At 72.3% G+C, this 19,028-nt stretch carries 16 protein-coding genes and 1 pseudogene; 10 read left to right on the forward strand and 7 right to left on the reverse strand.

Annotated elements, in window-relative coordinates:
* Positions 1-241: 241 nt before the first annotated feature.
* A pseudogene (locus ACWAT2_RS14580) lies at positions 242-1,389 on the reverse strand (IS3 family transposase).
* 566 nt (positions 1,390-1,955) lie between these two features.
* Here ACWAT2_RS14580 and ACWAT2_RS14585 point away from each other — a divergent pair.
* Positions 1,956-2,657, forward strand: coding sequence for a hypothetical protein (locus ACWAT2_RS14585; RefSeq protein WP_480049020.1), 702 nt, complete (start codon positions 1,956-1,958; stop codon positions 2,655-2,657).
* A gap of 66 nt (positions 2,658-2,723) precedes the next feature.
* On the opposite strand, the gene ACWAT2_RS14590 is transcribed toward ACWAT2_RS14585, so the two are convergent.
* Entirely contained in the window at positions 2,724-3,128 is a 405-nt protein-coding gene (locus ACWAT2_RS14590) for an alpha/beta fold hydrolase (protein ID WP_480049021.1), read from the reverse strand.
* Between the two features lie 152 nt (positions 3,129-3,280).
* Between ACWAT2_RS14590 and ACWAT2_RS14595 the strand changes: the two genes are divergently transcribed.
* Positions 3,281-3,913 carry a TetR/AcrR family transcriptional regulator gene (locus ACWAT2_RS14595; RefSeq protein ID WP_480049022.1) on the forward strand — a complete coding sequence of 211 codons (633 nt, stop codon included), beginning with the start codon at positions 3,281-3,283 and terminating at the stop codon, positions 3,911-3,913.
* A gap of 79 nt (positions 3,914-3,992) precedes the next feature.
* On the opposite strand, the gene ACWAT2_RS14600 is transcribed toward ACWAT2_RS14595, so the two are convergent.
* A complete protein-coding gene (locus tag ACWAT2_RS14600) occupies positions 3,993-4,883 on the reverse strand; it encodes a hypothetical protein (RefSeq protein WP_480049023.1) in 891 nt (296 codons plus the stop codon).
* A 220-nt stretch (positions 4,884-5,103) separates the two neighbouring features.
* On the opposite strand from ACWAT2_RS14600, the gene ACWAT2_RS14605 reads away from it, so the two are divergent.
* Positions 5,104-5,754, forward strand: a complete 651-nt coding sequence (locus ACWAT2_RS14605; RefSeq protein WP_480049024.1) for an Imm5 family immunity protein — start codon at positions 5,104-5,106, stop codon at positions 5,752-5,754.
* A gap of 24 nt (positions 5,755-5,778) precedes the next feature.
* On the opposite strand, the gene ACWAT2_RS14610 is transcribed toward ACWAT2_RS14605, so the two are convergent.
* The 3 genes from ACWAT2_RS14610 to yidD form a co-directional block, all read right to left on the reverse strand.
* Complete coding sequence (locus ACWAT2_RS14610; RefSeq protein WP_480049025.1) at positions 5,779-6,543, reverse strand: CYTH domain-containing protein; 765 nt, start codon at positions 6,541-6,543, stop codon at positions 5,779-5,781.
* An 83-nt stretch (positions 6,544-6,626) separates the two neighbouring features.
* Entirely contained in the window at positions 6,627-8,912 is a 2,286-nt protein-coding gene (locus ACWAT2_RS14615) for a HelD family protein (protein WP_480049026.1), read from the reverse strand.
* A gap of 186 nt (positions 8,913-9,098) precedes the next feature.
* Positions 9,099-9,350 carry a membrane protein insertion efficiency factor YidD gene (gene yidD / locus ACWAT2_RS14620; RefSeq protein WP_480049027.1) on the reverse strand — a complete coding sequence of 84 codons (252 nt, stop codon included), beginning with the start codon at positions 9,348-9,350 and terminating at the stop codon, positions 9,099-9,101.
* Between the two features lie 327 nt (positions 9,351-9,677).
* On the opposite strand from yidD, the gene ACWAT2_RS14625 reads away from it, so the two are divergent.
* From ACWAT2_RS14625 to ACWAT2_RS14655, 7 genes are all read left to right on the forward strand, one after another.
* Entirely contained in the window at positions 9,678-10,448 is a 771-nt protein-coding gene (locus ACWAT2_RS14625) for an SDR family NAD(P)-dependent oxidoreductase (RefSeq protein WP_480049028.1), read from the forward strand.
* Positions 10,449-10,495: 47 nt separating this feature from the next.
* Positions 10,496-11,725: an AI-2E family transporter gene (locus ACWAT2_RS14630; RefSeq protein ID WP_480049029.1), complete on the forward strand. Its 1,230-nt coding sequence runs from the start codon at positions 10,496-10,498 to the stop codon at positions 11,723-11,725.
* Positions 11,726-11,756: 31 nt separating this feature from the next.
* Positions 11,757-12,356, forward strand: coding sequence for a GNAT family N-acetyltransferase (locus ACWAT2_RS14635; protein WP_480049030.1), 600 nt, complete (start codon positions 11,757-11,759; stop codon positions 12,354-12,356).
* A 107-nt stretch (positions 12,357-12,463) separates the two neighbouring features.
* The gene (locus ACWAT2_RS14640) at positions 12,464-13,843 is read left to right on the forward strand and encodes a flavin-containing monooxygenase (protein WP_480049031.1); all 1,380 of its coding nucleotides are present in this window, start codon (positions 12,464-12,466) and stop codon (positions 13,841-13,843) included.
* Entirely contained in the window at positions 13,840-14,754 is a 915-nt protein-coding gene (locus ACWAT2_RS14645; RefSeq protein ID WP_480049032.1) for a bile acid:sodium symporter family protein, read from the forward strand. Before ACWAT2_RS14640 ends, ACWAT2_RS14645 begins: the two co-directional genes overlap by 4 nt.
* Positions 14,751-15,689: an SDR family oxidoreductase gene (locus ACWAT2_RS14650; protein WP_480049033.1), complete on the forward strand. Its 939-nt coding sequence runs from the start codon at positions 14,751-14,753 to the stop codon at positions 15,687-15,689. The genes ACWAT2_RS14645 and ACWAT2_RS14650 overlap by 4 nt, the downstream gene beginning before the upstream one ends.
* 221 nt (positions 15,690-15,910) lie before the next feature.
* Positions 15,911-17,509, forward strand: coding sequence for an ABC-F family ATP-binding cassette domain-containing protein (locus ACWAT2_RS14655; RefSeq protein WP_480049034.1), 1,599 nt, complete (start codon positions 15,911-15,913; stop codon positions 17,507-17,509).
* A 57-nt stretch (positions 17,510-17,566) separates the two neighbouring features.
* Here the strand turns inward: ACWAT2_RS14655 and ACWAT2_RS14660 are convergent, their stop codons facing one another.
* Entirely contained in the window at positions 17,567-18,973 is a 1,407-nt protein-coding gene (locus ACWAT2_RS14660; RefSeq protein ID WP_480049035.1) for a lytic polysaccharide monooxygenase, read from the reverse strand.
* Between the last annotated feature and the right edge of the window lie 55 nt (positions 18,974-19,028).

The following is a 19,028-nucleotide window of genomic DNA, read 5'->3' on the forward strand; positions in this document are numbered from 1 at the left end:
GACCCCACCCCGACCATCGCCGAAGATTCAGCTCCAAGCCTCCACTGAACCCGGCGCGCATCAATCGGGACTGCTGCACGGATAGGTGACACCTGACCTGTGGTGCCTGCGGGTGCTGCTGGAAGGATGTGTCCCGTGCCCAGACCCCACCCGAAGGAGTTCCGCGACGACGTCTGAACCGCCCTGGGTCTGATGGAGGCTTTGGTGTGCCCCGGCTTCCGTGGAGTCGGATTACTGGAATCTAGGCCACGGTGATCGTTGCTGTGTTCTCGAACTCTACGGGTGTCAGCCAGCCGAGGGCGGAGTGCCGGCGCTGGCGGTTGTGGAAGATCTCGAGGTACTCGAAGATCGCGTTCGCCAGTTCCAGGCGCGTGCGCCATCGACGCCGGTCCAGGAGCTCGACCTGCATGCGTGACCAGAAGCTCTCGATGACGGCGTTGTCGTAGCAGTCGCCGATCGATCCCATCGAGGGCACCAGGCCAGACTCCTTGGCCCGGGTGGTGAAGGCCCAGGATCCGAACTGGACTCCGTGATCCGAGTGAATGATCGTCCCGGCCGGTGGCCGGCGGTTCTCGATGGCCATGCTGAGCGCGTTGGTGACCAGGGCTGCCGTGGGCGAGGAGTCGATCGACCAGCCGACCACGCGCCGGGAGCAGACGTCGAGCACGACGGTGCAGTACACCTTGCCTTCTCGGGTGGGGTGCTCGGTGATGTCGGTGACCCACAGCTCGTTCACGCCATCGCGGGCGAACTGCCGATCGACGAGGTCGGTGGAGATCAGGTCGGGGCGAGCGCGACGCCATCTCGGTCGCCCGCCGACGCCTTTGAGGCCGGCACGCGCCATGAGCATCTCCACGGTGCCGTGCCAGACCTGGATGTCGTGGCCCTTGGTCAGCTCGGCGTGCACCCGGCGGGCGCCGTAGACGCCCCGGGAGGCGGTGTGGATGGTGCGGATGGTCTCGGTGAGCAGGGCGTGCCGCACGTGTCGGGCCGAGGGTGCCCGCACCAGTGAGGCGTAGTAGCCCGATTCCGAGCAGCCGAGGGCCCGCGCTGCGGGTTGGACCGGCAGCCCTTCACCGGCCATCACCGCGATCGCTTCGAACCGTCTTTTGGGGGCACCACCTTCCCCAGCAGCTCGCTCGCGCGCCGGTGGATCGCCAGCTCGGTCTCCAGCTCGACGATCCGCTTCCTGGCCGCGGTGAGCTCGGCCTTCTCCACACTGGTCAGGCCCGGCTTGAGGCCCTTGTCGATGCGGTCCTGGCGCCGCCAGGCGTAGATCGTCTGGTCGCTGATCTCCAGATCGCGCGCCACGTCCGCGACCTTGCGGCCCGACTCGAGCAGATCCAACACCTTGCGCCGGAACTCCGGCGGATAACCACGACGTCCCACGAGGCCCCTCCTACAGGGTCAGGTGGCACAAGAATCCAGTAATCCGACTCCACGGAAGCCGGGGCACACCATTGAGCGCGGAATCCTCGGCCGGCACATCCCGACAACCCTCAACAACTACTTGGATCGCAAGGGAGCAACGAGCGATCAGCGGCGCGAACTTTTCCGCGCGAGGAGCGATCACCGTCAGGGTGAGACGCTCGGTGCCGTCTGGCGGGGCTTGTCTGGGTCGGTCCGATGAACGGCGGGCACTCCTCGACGTGCCCGCGTCGAACTCACCTCCCTCGATGATTCAGCACGAATGGGCCTCGCCTCGAGATCCCGAACGCTGTGTGACTAGCCTGCGGGACGTCGTGCGGCCCTTGATCCGGTGGGCCATCTTCGCCACCGCCGAGGCAGCGCGCGACACGTTCGACCCCCGGTCACCGGTCGGCTCCTGAGCGGGGGTCGTCGCCGAGAGTGTCTCCAGGGTGCCCCTCAAGTCCGCCTGACACATCGACGAAGACCACCCAGGGCCTGCACCCAGGCAATTTCGCTGCCGCTGGACACGGTGGGAGAGTTCCCCCGTGGATACACGGAAGGTCATCGCGACCGCTCGGCACTGGGCCATCAGCTACTCGCAGGTCGAGGCGCGCCGCACCGTGGTGCGCCTCGACGCCGAGCACGCTCTCGACGCGCTGAAGAGGAACCTTGTCACCGCGACTCTCGGGGGTGAGGTCGGGTGGCGCGTGCTTCCCCTCGGCGCGAACGACGTCTCGGCCCTGCGCGCCGTGTCGCGTGCCGTGACGCTCGCGCCGATCGAGGCGGACGACCAGGAGGCAGTGCGGCAGCTCGCCGACGAGGTGCCCGACGCGCTTGCCGAGGCCGACGCGGTAGTCGGCGCGCGCCGGCTGCTGGCGACCCCAGCTGTGCGGCAGGCCGGTGCAGAGGCCGTGGAGTTTCTCACCGAGTACGTCACCTGGGGGCTGGAGTCCGGGCTGCCCGGCGTTCTGCGTCGCCTGGAGCCGGGCTCCGAGCCGGAGGACATCACGGTCACCGACGCTCTGTCCTCACGGGTGGGACTGGGTTCGATCTGGCGGGGCCTGGGCGCCGCCGAGCTGATCGATGCGAGCGCGCCTCCTGCTGCGAGCGGCACGTCGGTGTCAGCCGCCGATGCTGACCTCACCCAGCTGCGCTCCGTGCTCGCCTCCGGTACCACGACCCATCTCGTCGTCTTCAGCACGGCGCCGCACTGCGCGGCTGATCTGATGACCGCCCTGCAGCCCTGACGAAAGGGGCAGACCCGTCACCTGACTCTGTTGCGTGGCGCGCCGGGCCCCGAGCGCATCGGTCCACTACGGTCCGGCCATGATGAAGCTCACGTGGCGGCGTTGCGGCGTTGCCATCGTGCTGGTGCTCGGGGGCGCGGTCCTGGCGGGCTGCGCCGGGGAGCCGTCCGGTTCGCTGGTGGCGGCACCACCGCCGGACGCCGCGCCGGCCCAGGTGGTCCAGGCGATCGTGGACGCCGTCAACGATCGTGACGAGGAGCGCCCGGCATCGCGTTGGTCGTAGCGCACGACGTGGAATCCCTCGGCGGCCAGCGCCTGGCACAGACCAGCGGGCCACCAGAACCGAGAGGTGCCGAGACCCATGACCAGCAGCAGCGGGTCTCCCTCGGATCCAAGCATCTCGTCCCACGCGATCTCGACCTGCCCGTTGCGTGGGCATCTCGTCGGACTCCATCGCACGTCGTCGGTCATGTCCAGCCCCCCTCATTTTCGCGAACACTGTTCGTATCAACCCCGGCCTACGATATGCGTACGCTGTTCACGTAATCCGGTTTCCCGAGAGGTGATCAGTGGCACCCGCAATCGACACGCTCTCGTCACCGATGCCTCGTCGACGAGGCAGGGTGCCGTCCCGTAGCCGCCGCGAGCTCGCCGACGCTGCCGTCGGGCTTGCCGACCGCGACGGGCTGGGGGCCGTGACCATGCGATCCGTCGCACAAGCACTGGGCACTAGCGCGGCGTCTCTCTATCGCTACGTCAGCAACCGCGAAGACCTCGTCGCCCTCATGAGCGACGAGGCCAGCGGCGAGCTCGACCTGCACGGGCCGGACGAGCGACCGTGGATGGATCAGATGCTCGACCTGGCCAACGACATGCGCTCCCTCTACCGCCGGCACCCCTGGATGCTCGTGGTCTCAGGCACGAGTCCAGAACCGGGACCGAACGCGGTCGCCTACCTCGAGCACGCGCTCGCCGTTCTCGCACCGGCGCAGGCCGACGGAGGCGCGAAGCTGGAGGCCCTGGCGGTGTTCGACGGTCTCGTCAGGATCTTGTGCCAACAGGAGCAGCGCCGTCCCATGCTGGAGGGGTCGCCTGCTGCGTTCCGCCGCACGCTTGCCGACCATCTGTCGGCACGGTCGACGTCCACCGAGTCCTCTCCGCACCTCGCCGCGGCCCTCGCCGACGCAGGACCCGCCGGCGACCCCTTTGACCGGGTGCTCCGCCGCGTGCTGGAAGGGCTGATCGCGACGCCGTGAGCCCCCGGAACCGGGTCTCGGTCTGCTCGATCCCGAGTGCACCCCGGGCGGGAGAGCTTGCGTGTGTCGAGTTCGACTTCTATTCCGGTAGGAACAACGACGCCGCGCTCGTGAGCAGAGGCGCGAAGATGAGGACGCCCGCCTGCACATCGGCGATCGTGCTGCTGTCCGCGCCAAGTGCGAGCTCCAGCTTTCGGCGTGCGTCCGCGCGCTCAGGGAGATCTGCGGCATCTGAGTCCATGATCGGCGCGACCATTTGGCACAGCCGTCTCACCGCTGCTCGATGGGCACCAGCAGCGGGGGAGTACGCGATCGCGACCACCGCCGACCACGCTGCGCCGAAGATGATCACGACAGCTTCCGGCTGAGCATCGTGGATCTGTCGCGCGGCGCCCAGGGCGAGGGTCGCGAGAGTGACCTGGGTCCCCAGGGCGCTCAAGAGCCCTACGAGCATCGGACGGAGTGCGATCAGCATCTCGGCAGCCTTGCCTGGCTCGTGAGCTTCCAGTGTCCGCGAAGCTTCGAAGACAGCAGCCAAACAAGCTGCCACGGGAAGTGCAGCGATCGCTGCCAAGGTCACGAGGAGTGGTCCTCGCACATTGCCACCGGTCGCGAGCGACGGGCCCTCTGGCGTCGCGAGGCCGAGCGTGAATGCCAATGCCACCAGTCCAAGTGCCGCGCCGTAGCCCTGGGCGACATACGTCCCCACCCGCCTCAGCGGAGGAGCGCTCCCGAGCTTGACCAGGTCTGCCCAGCGGGCGAGTCCGTAGCCGAAGACAGCGCCACTCGCTGTCGCCAGTGCCACCGCCAATCCCGCCCAGACCAGCCACTCCTGGGTTCCGATCGACGGCGACGTCCACACGATCACGAGACCGGCGCCCGCGCCAGCGACGGTATAGAGCCACCGCGTCAGCGGCCCGTGCCAGTGCCGACCGGACTTCGGCGCAGCGGGCCCCAGAGCTGTCGCCATAGGACCTCCTACCTCGGTCATCGGCGTCGCTTCAGACTACTCGTCGGGCCAGTCCTTGCTGTCTCGCCCGACGCTGACGAAGCACGTCAGCTCCCAAGAGATCGACCATGTCCCGCGTTGACCACGTGCTCTCCTGCGACGATGCCTGCGCTGGCGATACCGACCGACAGCCGCGGAACAGGGAGAACGTTCCTCGCACCGCACCGCTAGCATCACCGCCATGACGTCGACGCCCATGCCGGAGCCCCTTGTCTTCGGCATCGAACGCGCCGCAGCGGCTATCGACCAGGACGGTGAGCTCCCCGCGGTCGAGCGTGCGGCGCTGCACCGCGTCGTCGAAATGCTCGGCCAGAACATCCATCCTGAGGCCGCCCGGTACGTCCGGGCCAAGCTGGCGCTCGTCTGCGCGGTCCAGAGCCTGGCGCACCTCAAAGATCACCCGCGACTGCACGAGTCGGCAGAGTCCTTGCTGCGCCACGTCGCCGCGACGATGTGTGGCGAACTCGACGTCGACGACCTCGAGGCCGAGTACGAAGCGGCACACGCAGGGGCAGTCGGGCTGCTGCAGTCCGGCACGGTCGAACCGGTCGTCGGGTACGCCCTGCTCTCCTGTGCCGCCGCGGCGTCGACCGTCGTCTACGACACCGACCTCGACGACCTGAGCGTCGGGGAGATCCGGGCCGATCCGGCGGGCTGGGAGGCGTGCTTCTTCGCCTCGCTCGCCGCGTGCGGCGGCGCGACGTGGGAAGCGGTCGGTTCCCGTGAGGCTCGACGGCACTTCTGGGAGTGGTATCTCGCCACGGCGGTGCCGCACGCGTGGGCCCCTGAGACTGCACTTCTCGCTCTGACCGTGACGCCCGACCAGGGCTGAACCCCACAGGAGGACGACGAAGAACTACGCGCGCGCGGCACGCTCGGCGACCAGGGCTGCGAGCGTGGTGCCCGTCTTCGTCTCCTGGGGAGCGCCCAGGTCGATGCCGTGGGCGGCGAGGAGAACCTTCGTCTCGGCAGCGGCCTGGAACGCCCTGGCGGGCGCCGCCTTGGTCGAGAGCTCCAGGATCCGTGACCCGTCCGGCAGAAACCAGAGCTCAGCGGTCAGGCGCCGGGCGCCGGGCGGGGCGAACCTCGCCTTGAGCAGAGTGACCGGACCCAGCGCGACGACGTCGTCGAGGCCGGTCCCCGAGGGCAGCCGGTCGTCGATGACGGACCGCTGGGACCGGTCGAGGAGCTTGCGCAGCATGCCCGGGTCGCCCGCCAGCGCGCGAACCCGGGCGTCGGGCGCCTCGGTGGTGAGCGAGCACGAGCACGTGAATCCCGCCGGCGAGGCGTCGAGCTCCACCTTGAAGCCCGGGCGGCCGCGGAACCGTTCGGGGGCCTCGGCAGGCAGCATCGGACGGAGCTTGACGGTGACGTCGCCCGCCCGGCCCTGGGTGCGGCGGGCACGAAGCACCAGGCCTGCCTCGGAGAGCTGCAGGTCGGGGGTGTCGAGGAAAACGACCTGGCGGATCTTGGCCGTCAGCACATCGATGCCGAGCGCGGCCACCACGCGACGGTGGTCGGCGTCGGGGATGGTCAGCTTGAGCTCGACGGAGTCGACGTCGGGCAGCATGCCGAGCACCTCGGCGAGCTGTGCGGTGTCATAGGCGGGCAACGTCGACACGGGTCACCTCCGGGGAGTGCGTCGTCGACCTCGATCATGCGCTGCGTGGAGTCGACTCACCTGCCGTGGCACCACCGCCAACCTCAGGTCAGCACGACGAGCTCCGCGGTGGCCCGCGTCATGGCGACGTAGCGGTCGACGGCGCCCGTCACGCCGTCGCCGAACGACTCCGGGTCGACGAGCACGACCAGGTCGAACTCGAGGCCCTTGGTCAGTTCCGGGGCCAGGGACCGCACCCGCGGCCGCTCCGGGAAGTCGGCCGCGCCGACGACGCACACGACTCCCTCGTGGGAGGCCAGCCAGGCGGACACCACGCCCTCCAGGTCGTCGACGCTCCCGCGCCGCACCGCCGTCCCGGTGCTGCGGACCGACGTCGGGACGTTCGCGTCGGGGATCGCGGCGCGGACGACGGGCTCGGCCTCGGCCATGATCTCGGCCGGCGTGCGGTAGCTGATCGTCAGCGACGAGCGCCGTACCCGGGTCGCGCCGACGCGGGCGAGCCGCTGCTCCCACGTCTCGGTGAACCCCTGGCGCGCCTGGGCCCGGTCGCCCACGACCGTGAGGCTCCCGGCGGGGCACCGGGCCAGGACCGTGCGCCACTGCGCGTCGGTGAGCTCCTGGGCCTCGTCGACCACCACGTGCGAGAAGGGTCCGGCGAGGGCGTCGGCGGCGTTGGCAGGTGCGTCGGCGGTGTGCCCGAGCGCGGCGCGCAGGTCCTGGCCGCGCAGCATCGACATCACGCCGAGGTCGGAGTCGTCCGTGGCGAGCAGGTGGTCGACGACGTCGTCCATGCGGGCGCGCTCGGCCGCCTGCTCGACGGCGTGCCGCCGTCGCCGCAGAGCCGCGTCCGGGTCGCCGACGCGCCGCCTGGCCGCGTCGAGCAGCGGCAGGTCGGCGGTCGTCCAGGCGTCCGGGACGTCGCGCTGCAGCAGGTCCACCTCGTCGGGCGTCAGCCAGGGCGCGCAGCGGCGCAGGTACGCGGGCACCGTCCAGAGGTCGCCGACGACGTCGGCCGCCTCCAGCAGGGGCCACGCCCGCCCGAAGGCGCGTACGAGGTCCGCGTCCGTCTCCAGCGCACGGCGCAGCTCCGCCGTCGGGTCGGCGCCCGCCGTGGCGTACGCGTCGAACTGGTCGTCATCGTGGCCGACACCGTCGTCGACACCGTCCGTGCCGCGGTCTTCGTCGTCCTCCCACACCTCCTGGTCGCGACCCCAGCCCTCGTCGTCGTACGCAGCGGGAGCGTGCGCGCCGACGTCGGCCTTGTCGACGAGCAGGTCGAGCAGCGCCGTCCAGATCTCCTCCCGGGCGTCGTCGTGCGGCGTGCCGGGGTCCGGGGCGGCGAACGCCTCGGCCCAGTCCTGCGGCGTCACCACGACGTCGGTCCAGGCCGTCTCGACGAGCAGCGACGTCGTGGGTGGGTTCTCGTGCAGCGCGACCGCCGGACCGACGGCGTCGACCAGGCGGGCGTCGCCCTTCAGCGCCGCCACCCGAGGGTCGGGCTCCTCGCGGGCGCCCGCGCCCTCGGGAACCAGGTCGGCCAGGGTCGCCAGGCGAACCCCGTCCTCACCCAGGCTCGGCAGCACGTCGGCCACGTAGGCGAGGTACGGGTCGCTCGGGCCGACGACGAGCACCCCGCCGTGCCTGCCCCCGACGGCCGGGTCGGCGGCCAGCAGGTAGGCGGCGCGGTGCAGCGCCACCACCGTCTTGCCGGTGCCGGGGCCGCCCTCCACGACCAGAGCACCGCGCGACGTGTCCCGCACGATGGCGTCCTGGTCGGCGGCGAGGGTGCCGAGCACGTCGCGCATCCGCTCCGAACGGCTCGTGGCGAGGCTCGCCACGAACGCGGAGTCGTCGTCGGGCGCGAGACCGTCGGTGGCGAGGTCGAGGGTGAGCACCTCGTCCCAGTAGTCGACGACGCGGCGGTCCTGCCAGCGGTACCGGCGCCGGCTGGCCAGCCCGCGGGGCTCGGCGACCGTGGCCCCGAAGAAGGCCGCGGCGGCACCGGAGCGCCAGTCCACGAGCAGGGTCCGGCCGTCCGACGCCGTCAGGCCGAGGCGACCGACGTAGACGGGGTGGGAGCCGTCCGCCGGGACCATCCGTCCCAGGCACAGGTCGACGCCGTAGCGGTCGAGCAGGCGCAGCCGACCGGTGAGCCGGTGGATCTCCTGGTCACGGTCGAACGCCGCCTGCCCGCTGCCGCCGGGCAGGCGGCGGGCGGCGGCGAGACGCTCGCGGACGTCGTCGGCCGCGGCGTCCAGGTGGGCGGTGATCGCGGCGAAGTGCGTGTCGTCGGCGCCGACGCGCCGGACGTCGGACTTGGCGGCGCGGGCCGCGGGCAGGGCGAACGAGCTGGTGGTCTGCGGGGGCATGAGGCTCCGTCCTCGGGAACGGCGGGGCCGGGCGGCAGGCGTGCCCGGCCCGTGACGAGACTCGATGATGCGCCCGCAGGGGGGCCTTGCGGCAAGACCCCCCGTGCGCTATATCTTGAAAGTGGCAGGGAGCGTGCTCCCTGCCCTTCGTGTGTCCGGACCCGTTCGCCCCGCTGCGCAGGGCCGTCAGGCGGGCAGCGCCCCCAGCGGCTCGACGGTCCCCCGCGGAACGTCCCGGGTGCAGCGGTGGATCCGGGCCAGCGCGAGGCGCGACCCGTGCCACAGACCGTAGGTGCGCACCGCGTCCAGCCCGTAGCTGCTGCACGACGGCACGTACCGGCAGCAGGGCGGACGCGCGGGGGAGATCAGCCGCTGGTAGCCACGGATCGCGGCGATCCCGAGCCGGCGCGGCAGCGCCCAGGCGTGCAGGGGACGCACGCGGGGCGCCGGCGTCGTCGCCGACGCGGCCCAACGGTGGAGCAGACCTCCACGACGGCGCCCACGCCGTCGACCTGCTCGGCGCGTTCGCCGGCGGTCCGGCAGGTCGCAGCCCGTGAGGTCCAGCACGGCCGACGTGCCCTTGCATCCGAGGCCGCTGCCGCGGCCGCCCCCACCGTCACCGCAGCCGTCACAGCCGTCGCATCCGTCGATCACGGCGGAACTCTAGCGCTCCCGGCGCCCGGGACGTGGCGCGCGGCCGGCGTCGGCCCACCGCGTCGCCCCCCGCGTCGCCCCCCGTGACCCCCCACGTCGTACGCTGCGGCGATGAGCTACGTCGAGGACCTGTTCTCGCTCGCCGGGCGCACCGCCGTCGTCACCGGTGGCAGCTCCGGCATCGGCCGCGCGATCGCGACGGCGCTCGCCCGGGCGGGCGCCGCCGTCGTGCTCGTGGCCCGCGGACGGGACGCTCTGGACGACACCGCGCGCGAGCTGACCGGCCTCGGTTGCCGGGCCGCCGTCGTCGTCGGCGACCTGTCCACCCGGGCCGGTGCCCAGCGGGCCGCCGACGACGCGGCCGTGCCCTTCGGCGAGCCGGACGTCGTCGTGTCCAGCGCCGGCATCAACCTGCGCCCGCCGATGGCGGACGTCGACGCCGAGGTCTGGGACGCGACCATGGCGGTCAACCTGGAGGCGCCGTTCTGGTTCGGTCAGCGGTTCGGGCCGGGCATGGCCGAGCGGGGCCACGGACGGCTGATCCACATCAGCTCCCAGCAGGCTCACCGGGCGTTCGTCACCAGCGGTGTCTACGGCGTCTCCAAGGGCGGCCTCGAGTCGCTCGCCCGGTCCCAGGCCGAGGCGTGGTCCTCCCGCGGCGTGACGGCCAACACCCTGGTGCCCGGCTTCGTGCTCACCCCGCTCAACGCGCGGCTCCAGGAGGACACCGCGCGGGTGGCCGCCCTGGCGGACCGCACGCACGTGGGACGCAACGGCGTCCCCGACGACTTCGCGGGAGCCGCGGTGTTCCTCGCCGGGTCGGCCTCCGGGTACGTCACCGGCCAGTCGATCCACGTCGACGGCGGGTTCTCCGTGCACTGACGGCTGCGGAGACGCAGACTGGCAGCACCCGGACGAGGGGAGCGATCGTGGCCGAGGCGAGGGAGAACGTCCCGCAGTGGCTGCGCACGTCCGCAGGCTGGTCGTGGCGCCTGGTAGCCCTGGTGGTCGGCCTGTCCCTCATCGTCTACGCCGTCGCGCAGGTGCAGGTCGTGTTCGTCGCGGTGTTCCTGGCACTCGTGCTCACCTCGGTGTTCCGCCCGCTCGCGGACGTCTACGACCGCGTCATGCCGCGCCCGCTCGCCACCGTGCTGTCCCTGCTGACCGGCGTCGTCGTCTTCGGCGGCCTCATGACGTTCGTCGTGGCGTCCGTCGCGGGGCAGTGGACCGAGCTCGCCGGGCAGTTCGACACCGGCCTGCAGCAGATCCTCGATTTCCTGCAGAACCTGCCCTTCGGCCTGTCGGTCACCGGTGACCAGCTCAACCAGTGGCTGGACACCGCCGGCCAGTGGCTCGGGGACAACGCCGAGAACCTGGCCGGTCAGGCCGCCGAGTCCGCGGGGTCGGTGATCGAGGGCTTCATGGTCGTGGCGCTGGCGATCTTCTGCACGATCTTCTTCGTCAACTCCGGCGACAAGATGTGGCACTGGTTCACCCGCCAGATGCCGGCCCGCAGCCGTCGACGGCTGCGGGAGGCCGCCGGCGCCGGCTGGTACACCTTCTCCGGCTTCGCGCGGGGCACCGTCATCATCGCCTTCATCGACGGTGTCCTCGCCTTCGTCCTGCTGAGCATCCTCGGGGTGCCGCTGGCGGCGCCCCTGGCGGTGCTGGTGCTGATCGGCGCGTTCATCCCGCTGATCGGCGCGCCGCTGGCGATGATCATCGCCGCCGTCGTGGCGCTCGCGGCCCAGGGGATCGTCACCGCCCTCATCGTCACCGTCGGGATCGCGCTCATCGGCCAGCTCGAGGGCCACGTGCTGCAGCCGCTCATCATGGGCAAGCAGGTCTCGCTGCACCCCGTCGTCGTGGCCGTCGCGGTGTTCGGCGGCACGGTGCTGGCGGGAATCCTGGGTGCCGTCGTCGCGGTGCCCCTCGTCGCCGTCGTCTGGACGATGTACTCCACGCTGCACGGCGCGCGGCCGGTGCCGTTGCCGCGCGGCGCCCCGGACAGCTCGGGGTCCGCGGAGGACGACGCGGACGACGGCGTCGCGATCGAGCCCGGCCACCGGGGCACCGGGTCCGACGCCGAACCCGACGCCGCACCGGAACGCGCGGCGGACGATCCGCACCCGGGCGAGGACGCGCCGCAAAGAACCTGACCACGACCGGTCCGGCTGGCAGGATCCGGACATGGAGCCGTTCGTCCTGCGCAGCAGCGCCGTCACCCTGTCCGTCCCGACGTCCGCCGACGTCGACCGCATCGCTGCGCTGTGCGCCGACCCGGCGATCCAGGAGTGGACGGTCGTGCCGTCCCCGTACACGCTCGCCGACGCGCGGGGCTTCGTCGAGGAGCACGTCGCCTCCGGGTGGGCCGACGAGAGTCGCTTCACCTGGGCGGTGCGTGCTCCGGGTGAGGTCGCCGGACGCGTCCTCGGCATGGTCGGCATGTCCCACCAGGGGGACCCGGGCACGCAGCGCCACGGCGAGCTCGGCTTCTGGACGGCGCCCGAGGCGCGGGGCCGTGGCCTGACGACCGAGGCGGCGCGCCTGGTCGTCGACTGGGCGCTCGACCCCGAGGGTCTCGGCCTGTCCCGGGTGCAGTGGAAGGCCTACGTCGGCAACTGGGCGTCGCGGCGGGTGGCGTGGAAGCTGGGCTTCCAGTTCGAGGGGACGATCCGTCGTGGCGGCGAGCAGCGCGGCAGGCTGCGCGACGACTGGCAGGCGGGACTGTTGCCGGACGACCCGCGGGAGCCGACGGCGCCCTGGCCCGCCGAGGCACCGCGGGCCTGACGAACTTCTGGCGCGATCCGAGGAGCGACCCGTCCGGAGAGGCTCGCGCGTCGCCGTACACTCGTGCGGCCCGCGCTCGGCGGGCGGTGAGCAAGGAGCACGAGGCGATGGCGCTGCAACGACACGTCGCGGTGATCGGGGCGGGTCCATCCGGTCTGGCGACCATGCGTGCCCTGGACCGCCAGGGCCTGACCTGGACCGGCTACGAGGCGCACGAGGACGTCGGTGGCTTGTGGGACATCGACAACCCGCGGTCCACGGTCTACGAGTCGGCGCACCTCATCTCGTCGCGCACGACGACGCAGTTCGCCGAGCTCGCGATGGACTCGGACGTCGACTACCCGAGCCACCGCGAGCTCCTGCGGTACTTCCGCACGTACGCCGACACGTTCGACCTGCGCCGCCACGTCCGGTTCGGCACCCGGGTGACCGCAGTCGAACCCGTCGACGGCGACGCCAGCGGGGCGTCCGGCTGGGACGTGCACGCCACCGGACCCGACGGCGCCGACGTCACGCGGTTCAGCCACGTCGTCGTCGCGAACGGCACCCTCGCGGAACCGAACGTGCCGAGCCTGCCGGGGTACTTCTCCGGCGAGGTGCTGCACTCCAGCGCCTACAAGAGCGCGGCGGTGTTCGCGGGCAAGCGGGTGCTCGTCGTCGGCGGCGGCAACTCGGGCTGCGACATCGCGGTCGACGCCGTGCACCGCGCGGCGTCCGTCGACCTGTCCGTGCGGCGCGGCTACTGGTTCGTGCCCCGCTACCTGCTGGGCCGTCCCACCGACACCCTCAACCAGGGGCGCCCGCTGCCCGCCCGGGTCAAGCAGGCCGTGGACTCCCGGCTGCTCACGCTGCTCAACGGTGACCCGCAGCGCTTCGGGTTCCCGGCCCCCGACCACAAGATCTACGAGTCCCACCCGGTGGTGAACTCCCTGGTGCTGCAGCACGCCGGCCAGGGTGACCTCCGGGTGCGTCCCGACCTCGACGCCGTCGACGGCAGCACCGTGCGCTTCGCGGACGGCACGTCGGGCGACTACGACCTCGTGCTGCTGGCCACCGGCTACCGGCTCGACTACCCGTTCCTCGACCCTGCGCACCTCGCGTGGGACGGACCCGGTTCGGGCACCTCGCCGCGGCTGTTCTGCAACATCGTGCCGCCGTCGGCCAACGGGCTGTTCGTCGTCGGGATGCTGGAGGCCTCGGGCATCGGCTGGCAGGGCCGCGCCGAGCAGGCCGAGCTCGTCGCCCGCTACCTCGCGGCCGACGCCGCCGGGGACGACGGCGACGCCGCCGCGGCGTCGCGCGCGGCCCGGTTCAGGGCGCGTCTCGCCGAGCCCTGGCCCGACCTCACCGGCGGGTACCGCTACCTCGGGCTGGAACGCATGAGCTACTACGTCAACAAAGACGCCTACCGGCGCACCGTGCGCCGCCTCGCGGCCGACCTCGCACCCGACGCCACCCCAGGGCTCGCCTCGAGGGGGGCAGCATGAACATCGACGACGCCGCCGTCGCCTTCTCGGGCGGCAACCTCGTGGTCCTCTCCGTCGTGCTGGGGCTGATCATGCTGGGCATCGCCCTGGACACCGCCCCGTCGGACTTCGCCGTCGTGCGCCGTGCCCCCAAGGCGATGGCGCTCGCGCTCGGCGCGCAGCTCCTGGTGCTGCCGGCGGTCACCCTGGCCCTCACGCTGCTCCTCGACCTCCAGGCCTCGGTCGCGCTGGGGCTCATCCTGGTGGCCTGCTGCCCGCCCGGGAACGTCTCCCAGGTGCTCACCTACCGGGCCGGGGGCAACGTCGCGCTGTCGGTGTCGTTCACCGCCGTCGCGAACGCCGTCTACGTGTTCACCATGCCGCTCTCCATCGCGTTCTGGGGCGGTCTGCACCCCACGGCGCGCGACATCCTCGCGGACGTCAGTCTCGACCCGGTGAGGATGTTCGCCGAGATCGCGCTGGTCATCGGCGTGCCCTTCGCTGTCGGGCTCACCGTGAGGGCCCGCTGGCCCCGCGTCGCGGCTCGCCTGCAGAAGCCCGTGCGCTGGTTCAGCCTGGTCGCCCTGGTCGGTTTCATCGTCGCCGCGCTCGCCGGGAACTTCGACGTCTTCGTCACCTACATCTCCATGGTGCTCGTGGCGGTGTTCTGCCACGAGGTCGTCGCGCTCGGCACGGGCTATCTCACCGGGCGGCTCGGTGGCCTCGGCCCGCGCGAGGTCAAGGCCATGACCTTCGAGACCGGCATCCGCAACGCGGGCCTCGGCCTCGGCCTCGTCTTCACGTTCTTCGGTGGCATCGGCGGGATGGCGGTCGTGGCGGGCTTCTGGGGGATCTGGGACATCGTCGCGGGCCTCGTGCTCGCCACCGTCTGGGCGCGACGCACCCGCACCCGCGGATCGGTGGACGCATGAGCACGGTCCTGGTCACCGGCGGGTCGGGCTTCCTCGGCTCGCACGCCGTCGCGGCGCTCGCGGCCCGCGACGACGTGACCGCCGTCGTCTCCGCCGACGTCCGTCCGCCCGCCCGCCTGCCCGACGGCGCGTCATCCGTGACGCTCGACGTCACGGACGCCGACGCCGTCCGGCGCGCGGTCGCCGAGCACGGCGTCGACGTCGTCGTCCACCTCGCGGCCATCGTCAACCCCGGCACGCTCGACGAGGCCACCGAGTACCGGGTGGACGTCGACGGCACCCGCAACGTCCTGGACGCCTGCGTGGCGGCCGGGGTGCGGCGTGTGGTGATCTCGTCCTCGGGAGCCGCCTACGGGTACCACGCCGACAACCCCGTGCCGCTGCACGAGACCGACGCGCTGCGCGGCAACGACGAGTTCACCTACTCCCGCCACAAGCGGCTCGTCGAGGAGATGCTGGCCCGGTACCGCGCCGAGCATCCCGGGCTGGGACAGGTGGTGCTGCGCATCGGCACGATCCTCGGTCCCGGTGTGGCCAACCAGATCACGGCGCTGTGGGACGCCCCACGGCTGCTGCGGGTGCGGGGGAGCGACAGCCCGTTCGTCTTCGCCTGGGTGGGTGACGTGACCGGGGCGATCGTCGCCGGCGCGACGGGTGCGGCCACCGGCGCGTTCAACGTCTGCGGGGACGGCCGCATGACGGTCCAGGACATCGCGAGCCGGCTCGGCAAGAGGACGGTGGCCGTCCCTGCCCCGCTGCTGGCCGGCCTGCTGCGCGTGGCCAGGTCCCTGCGCCTCACGGTGCACGGGCCCGAGCGGGTGGGGTTCCTGCAGTACCGGCCCGTGCTCGACAACACCCGGCTGAAGGAAGGTCTCGGCTACGTGCCGCGGCTCACGAGCCCCGAGGCGTTCGAGGAGTGGCTGCGGGTCCGGTGACGTGCGCCATAGCCGTTGCGCCGACCGGGCACCGGGTGCGACAGTGGACGCCGTCCCCGCGGGCTGGCCGCAGGTGAGAGGGGACGGGCGAAGGGAAACTCAGGTGACGGACTCCATGGTCGGTCCGACCCTGCGCTGACCCTGCCCACCCGCACCCGGACCGGTGCACCCCCCGGTGGACGGACGACGTCGGCGCACCGACCTCGTACCCGCGGAGCCTCATGCCTGCCCCCACCTCTCCTTCTCCCGCGGTCGTCCTGCGCGACCTCACGTTCTCCTGGCCCGACGGCGCCACCCCGATCGCGGGCGTGTCCGGCACGTTCGGCGCCGGGCGCACCGGGCTCGTCGGTGACAACGGCACCGGCAAGTCCACGCTGCTGCGTCTCGTCGCCGGGCACCTGACACCCACGTCCGGCAGCGTGTCCGTCGCCGGAGCCGTCGCCTCCGTGCCGCAGCGACTGACCCTCGACGTCGGCGCCACCGTCGCGGACCTGCTCGGTGTCCGGGCACCCCTGGACGCCGTGCGCGCCATCGCCGACGGCGACGTCCGACCCGAGCTGTTCGACGTCGTCGGCGACGACTGGGACGTCGAGGAGCGTGCCGTGGCCGCGCTCGCCGCGGCCGGCCTGCCGAGCGCCCCCGGCGTCCTGGACCGTACTGTCGGCACGCTCTCCGGCGGGGAGACGGTGCTCACGGCGGTCACCGGTGTGCGGCTGGGGCGTGCGGACGTCGCGCTGCTGGACGAACCCACGAACAACCTGGACGGCGCGGCGCGCGAACGACTCGTCGAGCTCGTGCGCACCTGGCGCGGGGCGCTCGTCGTCGTCTCGCACGACCGCGAGCTGCTGGAGCTCGTCGACGCCACCGCCGAGCTGCGCACCGGCTCGCTCACCACCCACGGCGGGCCCTACTCCGCGTACGAGGAGTGGTTGGGCGTCCAGCAGGTCGCCGCGCAGCGCGCGGTGCGCGACGCGGAGCAGACGTGGCGCCGGGAGCGGCGCGAACGCATCAAGACGGGCGAGCGCATCGCGCACTCGCAGCGTCAGGGGCGCACCGACGCCGCGAACAGCAAGTACGTCAAGGCCGTCGTCAACGACCGGCGCAACGCGGCCGAGAAGTCCCAGGGGAGCCGACGGGGTGCCGCCGACGCCGCGGAGGCCGCCGCGCTCGCGGCGGTCGACTCCGCTCAGCGCGCCGTGCGCGACGACGACCGGATCGTCGTCGACCTTCCCGACCCGGACGTGCCGGCCGGGCGCCGGATCGCCGTGCTGAGCGGGGCGGACGGGCGCGAGGTGATCCTCGCCGGACCGCAACGGGTCGCCCTGACGGGCGCGAACGGCGTCGGCAAGACGACGCTGCTGGAGCGGCTGCTGGCCGGCCCGTCGTCGTCGGGCGAGATCCTGACCGGACGCGTGGGCTACCTGCCGCAACGCCTCGACGACCTCGACGACGACGACACGGTGCTCGACGCCGTCCGCGCCGGGGCCCCGCACGTGGCACCGGGCGAGCTCCGCAACCGGCTGGCGCGGTTCCTGGTGCGCGGGGACCAGGTCGACCGGCCGGTGGCGACCCTGTCCGGCGGAGAACGTCTGCGCGTGCACCTGGCGCGCATGCTCCTGGCGGATCCGCCCGCCCAGCTCCTCGTGCTGGACGAGCCGACGAACAACCTCGACCTGGCCAGCACGGACCGCCTGGTGGAGGCGCTGAGCAACTACCGGGGCGCGGTCCTGGTGGTCAGCCACGACCGCTCGTTCCTGCGACGGATCGGCGTCGGGACGTTCCTGGAGCTCGGGCCCGACGGCGTGCGGCCCGTCGGTTGACCCGCGGACACGCCGCGGGGCGCCGGTCGGGAGCTCCGACCGGCGCCTCGCGGTGGGTCAGGCGCAGGCCGCGCCGTTGAGGGTGAAGCCCGTGGGCGCCGGGTGCCCGGACCCCGTGGTCGCGCCGTTGAACCCGAAGGTCGCCGACTGTCCGGGGGCGATCGTGCCCGACCACGCGGGGTGCTCGGCCGTCACGGTGGTGCCGGACTGGGTGAGCGTCGCGCTCCAGCCCGGCACGTCGACCCGCTGCCCGCCCGGGTACTCGAACTCGACGACCCAGCCGGTCACGGGCGCGTCCGCGGTGTTCGTCACGGTGACCGAGGCCGTGTAGCCCGGCTGGTTCCCGCCCCAGTGCGACGCCTGGTAGGCGACCTCGCACTCGCCGGTCGGCTCGTCGGTGGGCGTGGGCGTCGGGCTGGGCTCGACGTCGCCCACGAGGGTGGTGAAGGTCACCACGGCGGTCTCGGCGGACACCGCACCGGTGTTGTCGTTCCGGGAACGGACCGTCACGGAGTACTCCGTCGAGGGTTCCAGTCCTTCCAGGTCCACCATCGGGACGCCGTCGGTGGCGGCGATCACCTCGCCGGTCCCGGCGTCGAGGACGTCGAAGCCCGTGACGCATCCTCCTGGCGCCAGGCCCCACATGACGTGGGCGCTCGTGGCGGTGATGCTCGACGCCCCCGGCGGGGTGGCGGGGGCGACGGGCGCCTCGTCCGGGCAGCCCTCCGGCTCGGCCGTGACCGTCGGCGTGGGGTCGGGGCCGTCGTCGCCGAGGCCGGTGACCTCGCCGTCGCCGCCGTCGAACGCGACGTCGGAGCAGGAGTAGAAGTTCTCGTTGCTGTCCGAGCGCACCCAGTGCGTGAACACGATGTGCCGCCCGGAGCGGTCGGCCGGGAGCGTCACGTCCCAGTAGTAGTAGTTCAGCCCGCCCGGACCACCGGTCGCCGGCGGGTCGACGACGGAGTCGATCAGCTCCAGGTCGTCCCAGCCCAGCGGCGCCGTCGGGTCGAAGCCCTCGCGCGTCACGTAGACGTCGAACCGGCCCGGGTGGGCCGCCCAGTTGTTGTGCTGGAACTCGTACGTCTCGCCGGCCGTGAGGTGCGTCGTCGGCCAGTCGGTGCGGGCAGCGTTGTACGGCTCGAAGTCGTACGGCCCGCTGCCGCCACCGTCGCAGATGCGCCCGTCCGGGATGTACCCGACGGTGCGTCCGGCCCCGTTGGAGTCGAGGTTGCCGAACCAGTTGTACAGGGGCGTCTTGCCGCTGGCGGCCACGGCGTCGGCGCAGGCCGGGTTCTTCGGCGTGATGTCGCCGCCGGCGGAGGTGCCGTCGAGCCAGCAGAAGTACTGACGGCTCCCGGGGAACACCTCGGCGCCGTGGGCCTCGGCCGGCGGCGGCGCGGTCGCCACCACCAGGCCTGCCGCGCCCAGGACCACCGCGGCGGCCAGGGCTGCGAGTCGTCGCATGTCGAACTCCTTCGTTCGTCGGACAGTTCCCTCCAGCGTCGTCCACGCGTGCGCC

The sequence above is a fragment of the Isoptericola sp. GX10416 genome (assembly GCF_056590155.1).

What these genes read in the sequence shown, in the direction of transcription:
- ACWAT2_RS14590 (WP_480049021.1), bottom strand. Translation starts at nt 3,128, where the DNA reads ATGACCGACGACGTGCGATGGAGTCCGACGAGATGCCCACGCAACGGG.
- ACWAT2_RS14600 (WP_480049023.1), bottom strand. Translation starts at nt 4,883, where the DNA reads ATGGCGACAGCTCTGGGGCCCGCTGCGCCGAAGTCCGGTCGGCACTGG.
- ACWAT2_RS14605 (WP_480049024.1), top strand. Translation starts at nt 5,104, where the DNA reads ATGACGTCGACGCCCATGCCGGAGCCCCTTGTCTTCGGCATCGAACGC.
- ACWAT2_RS14615 (WP_480049026.1), bottom strand. Translation starts at nt 8,912, where the DNA reads ATGCCCCCGCAGACCACCAGCTCGTTCGCCCTGCCCGCGGCCCGCGCC.
- ACWAT2_RS14625 (WP_480049028.1), top strand. Translation starts at nt 9,678, where the DNA reads ATGAGCTACGTCGAGGACCTGTTCTCGCTCGCCGGGCGCACCGCCGTC.
- ACWAT2_RS14635 (WP_480049030.1), top strand. Translation starts at nt 11,757, where the DNA reads ATGGAGCCGTTCGTCCTGCGCAGCAGCGCCGTCACCCTGTCCGTCCCG.
- ACWAT2_RS14640 (WP_480049031.1), top strand. Translation starts at nt 12,464, where the DNA reads ATGGCGCTGCAACGACACGTCGCGGTGATCGGGGCGGGTCCATCCGGT.
- ACWAT2_RS14645 (WP_480049032.1), top strand. Translation starts at nt 13,840, where the DNA reads ATGAACATCGACGACGCCGCCGTCGCCTTCTCGGGCGGCAACCTCGTG.
- ACWAT2_RS14650 (WP_480049033.1), top strand. Translation starts at nt 14,751, where the DNA reads ATGAGCACGGTCCTGGTCACCGGCGGGTCGGGCTTCCTCGGCTCGCAC.
- ACWAT2_RS14655 (WP_480049034.1), top strand. Translation starts at nt 15,911, where the DNA reads ATGCCTGCCCCCACCTCTCCTTCTCCCGCGGTCGTCCTGCGCGACCTC.
- ACWAT2_RS14660 (WP_480049035.1), bottom strand. Translation starts at nt 18,973, where the DNA reads ATGCGACGACTCGCAGCCCTGGCCGCCGCGGTGGTCCTGGGCGCGGCA.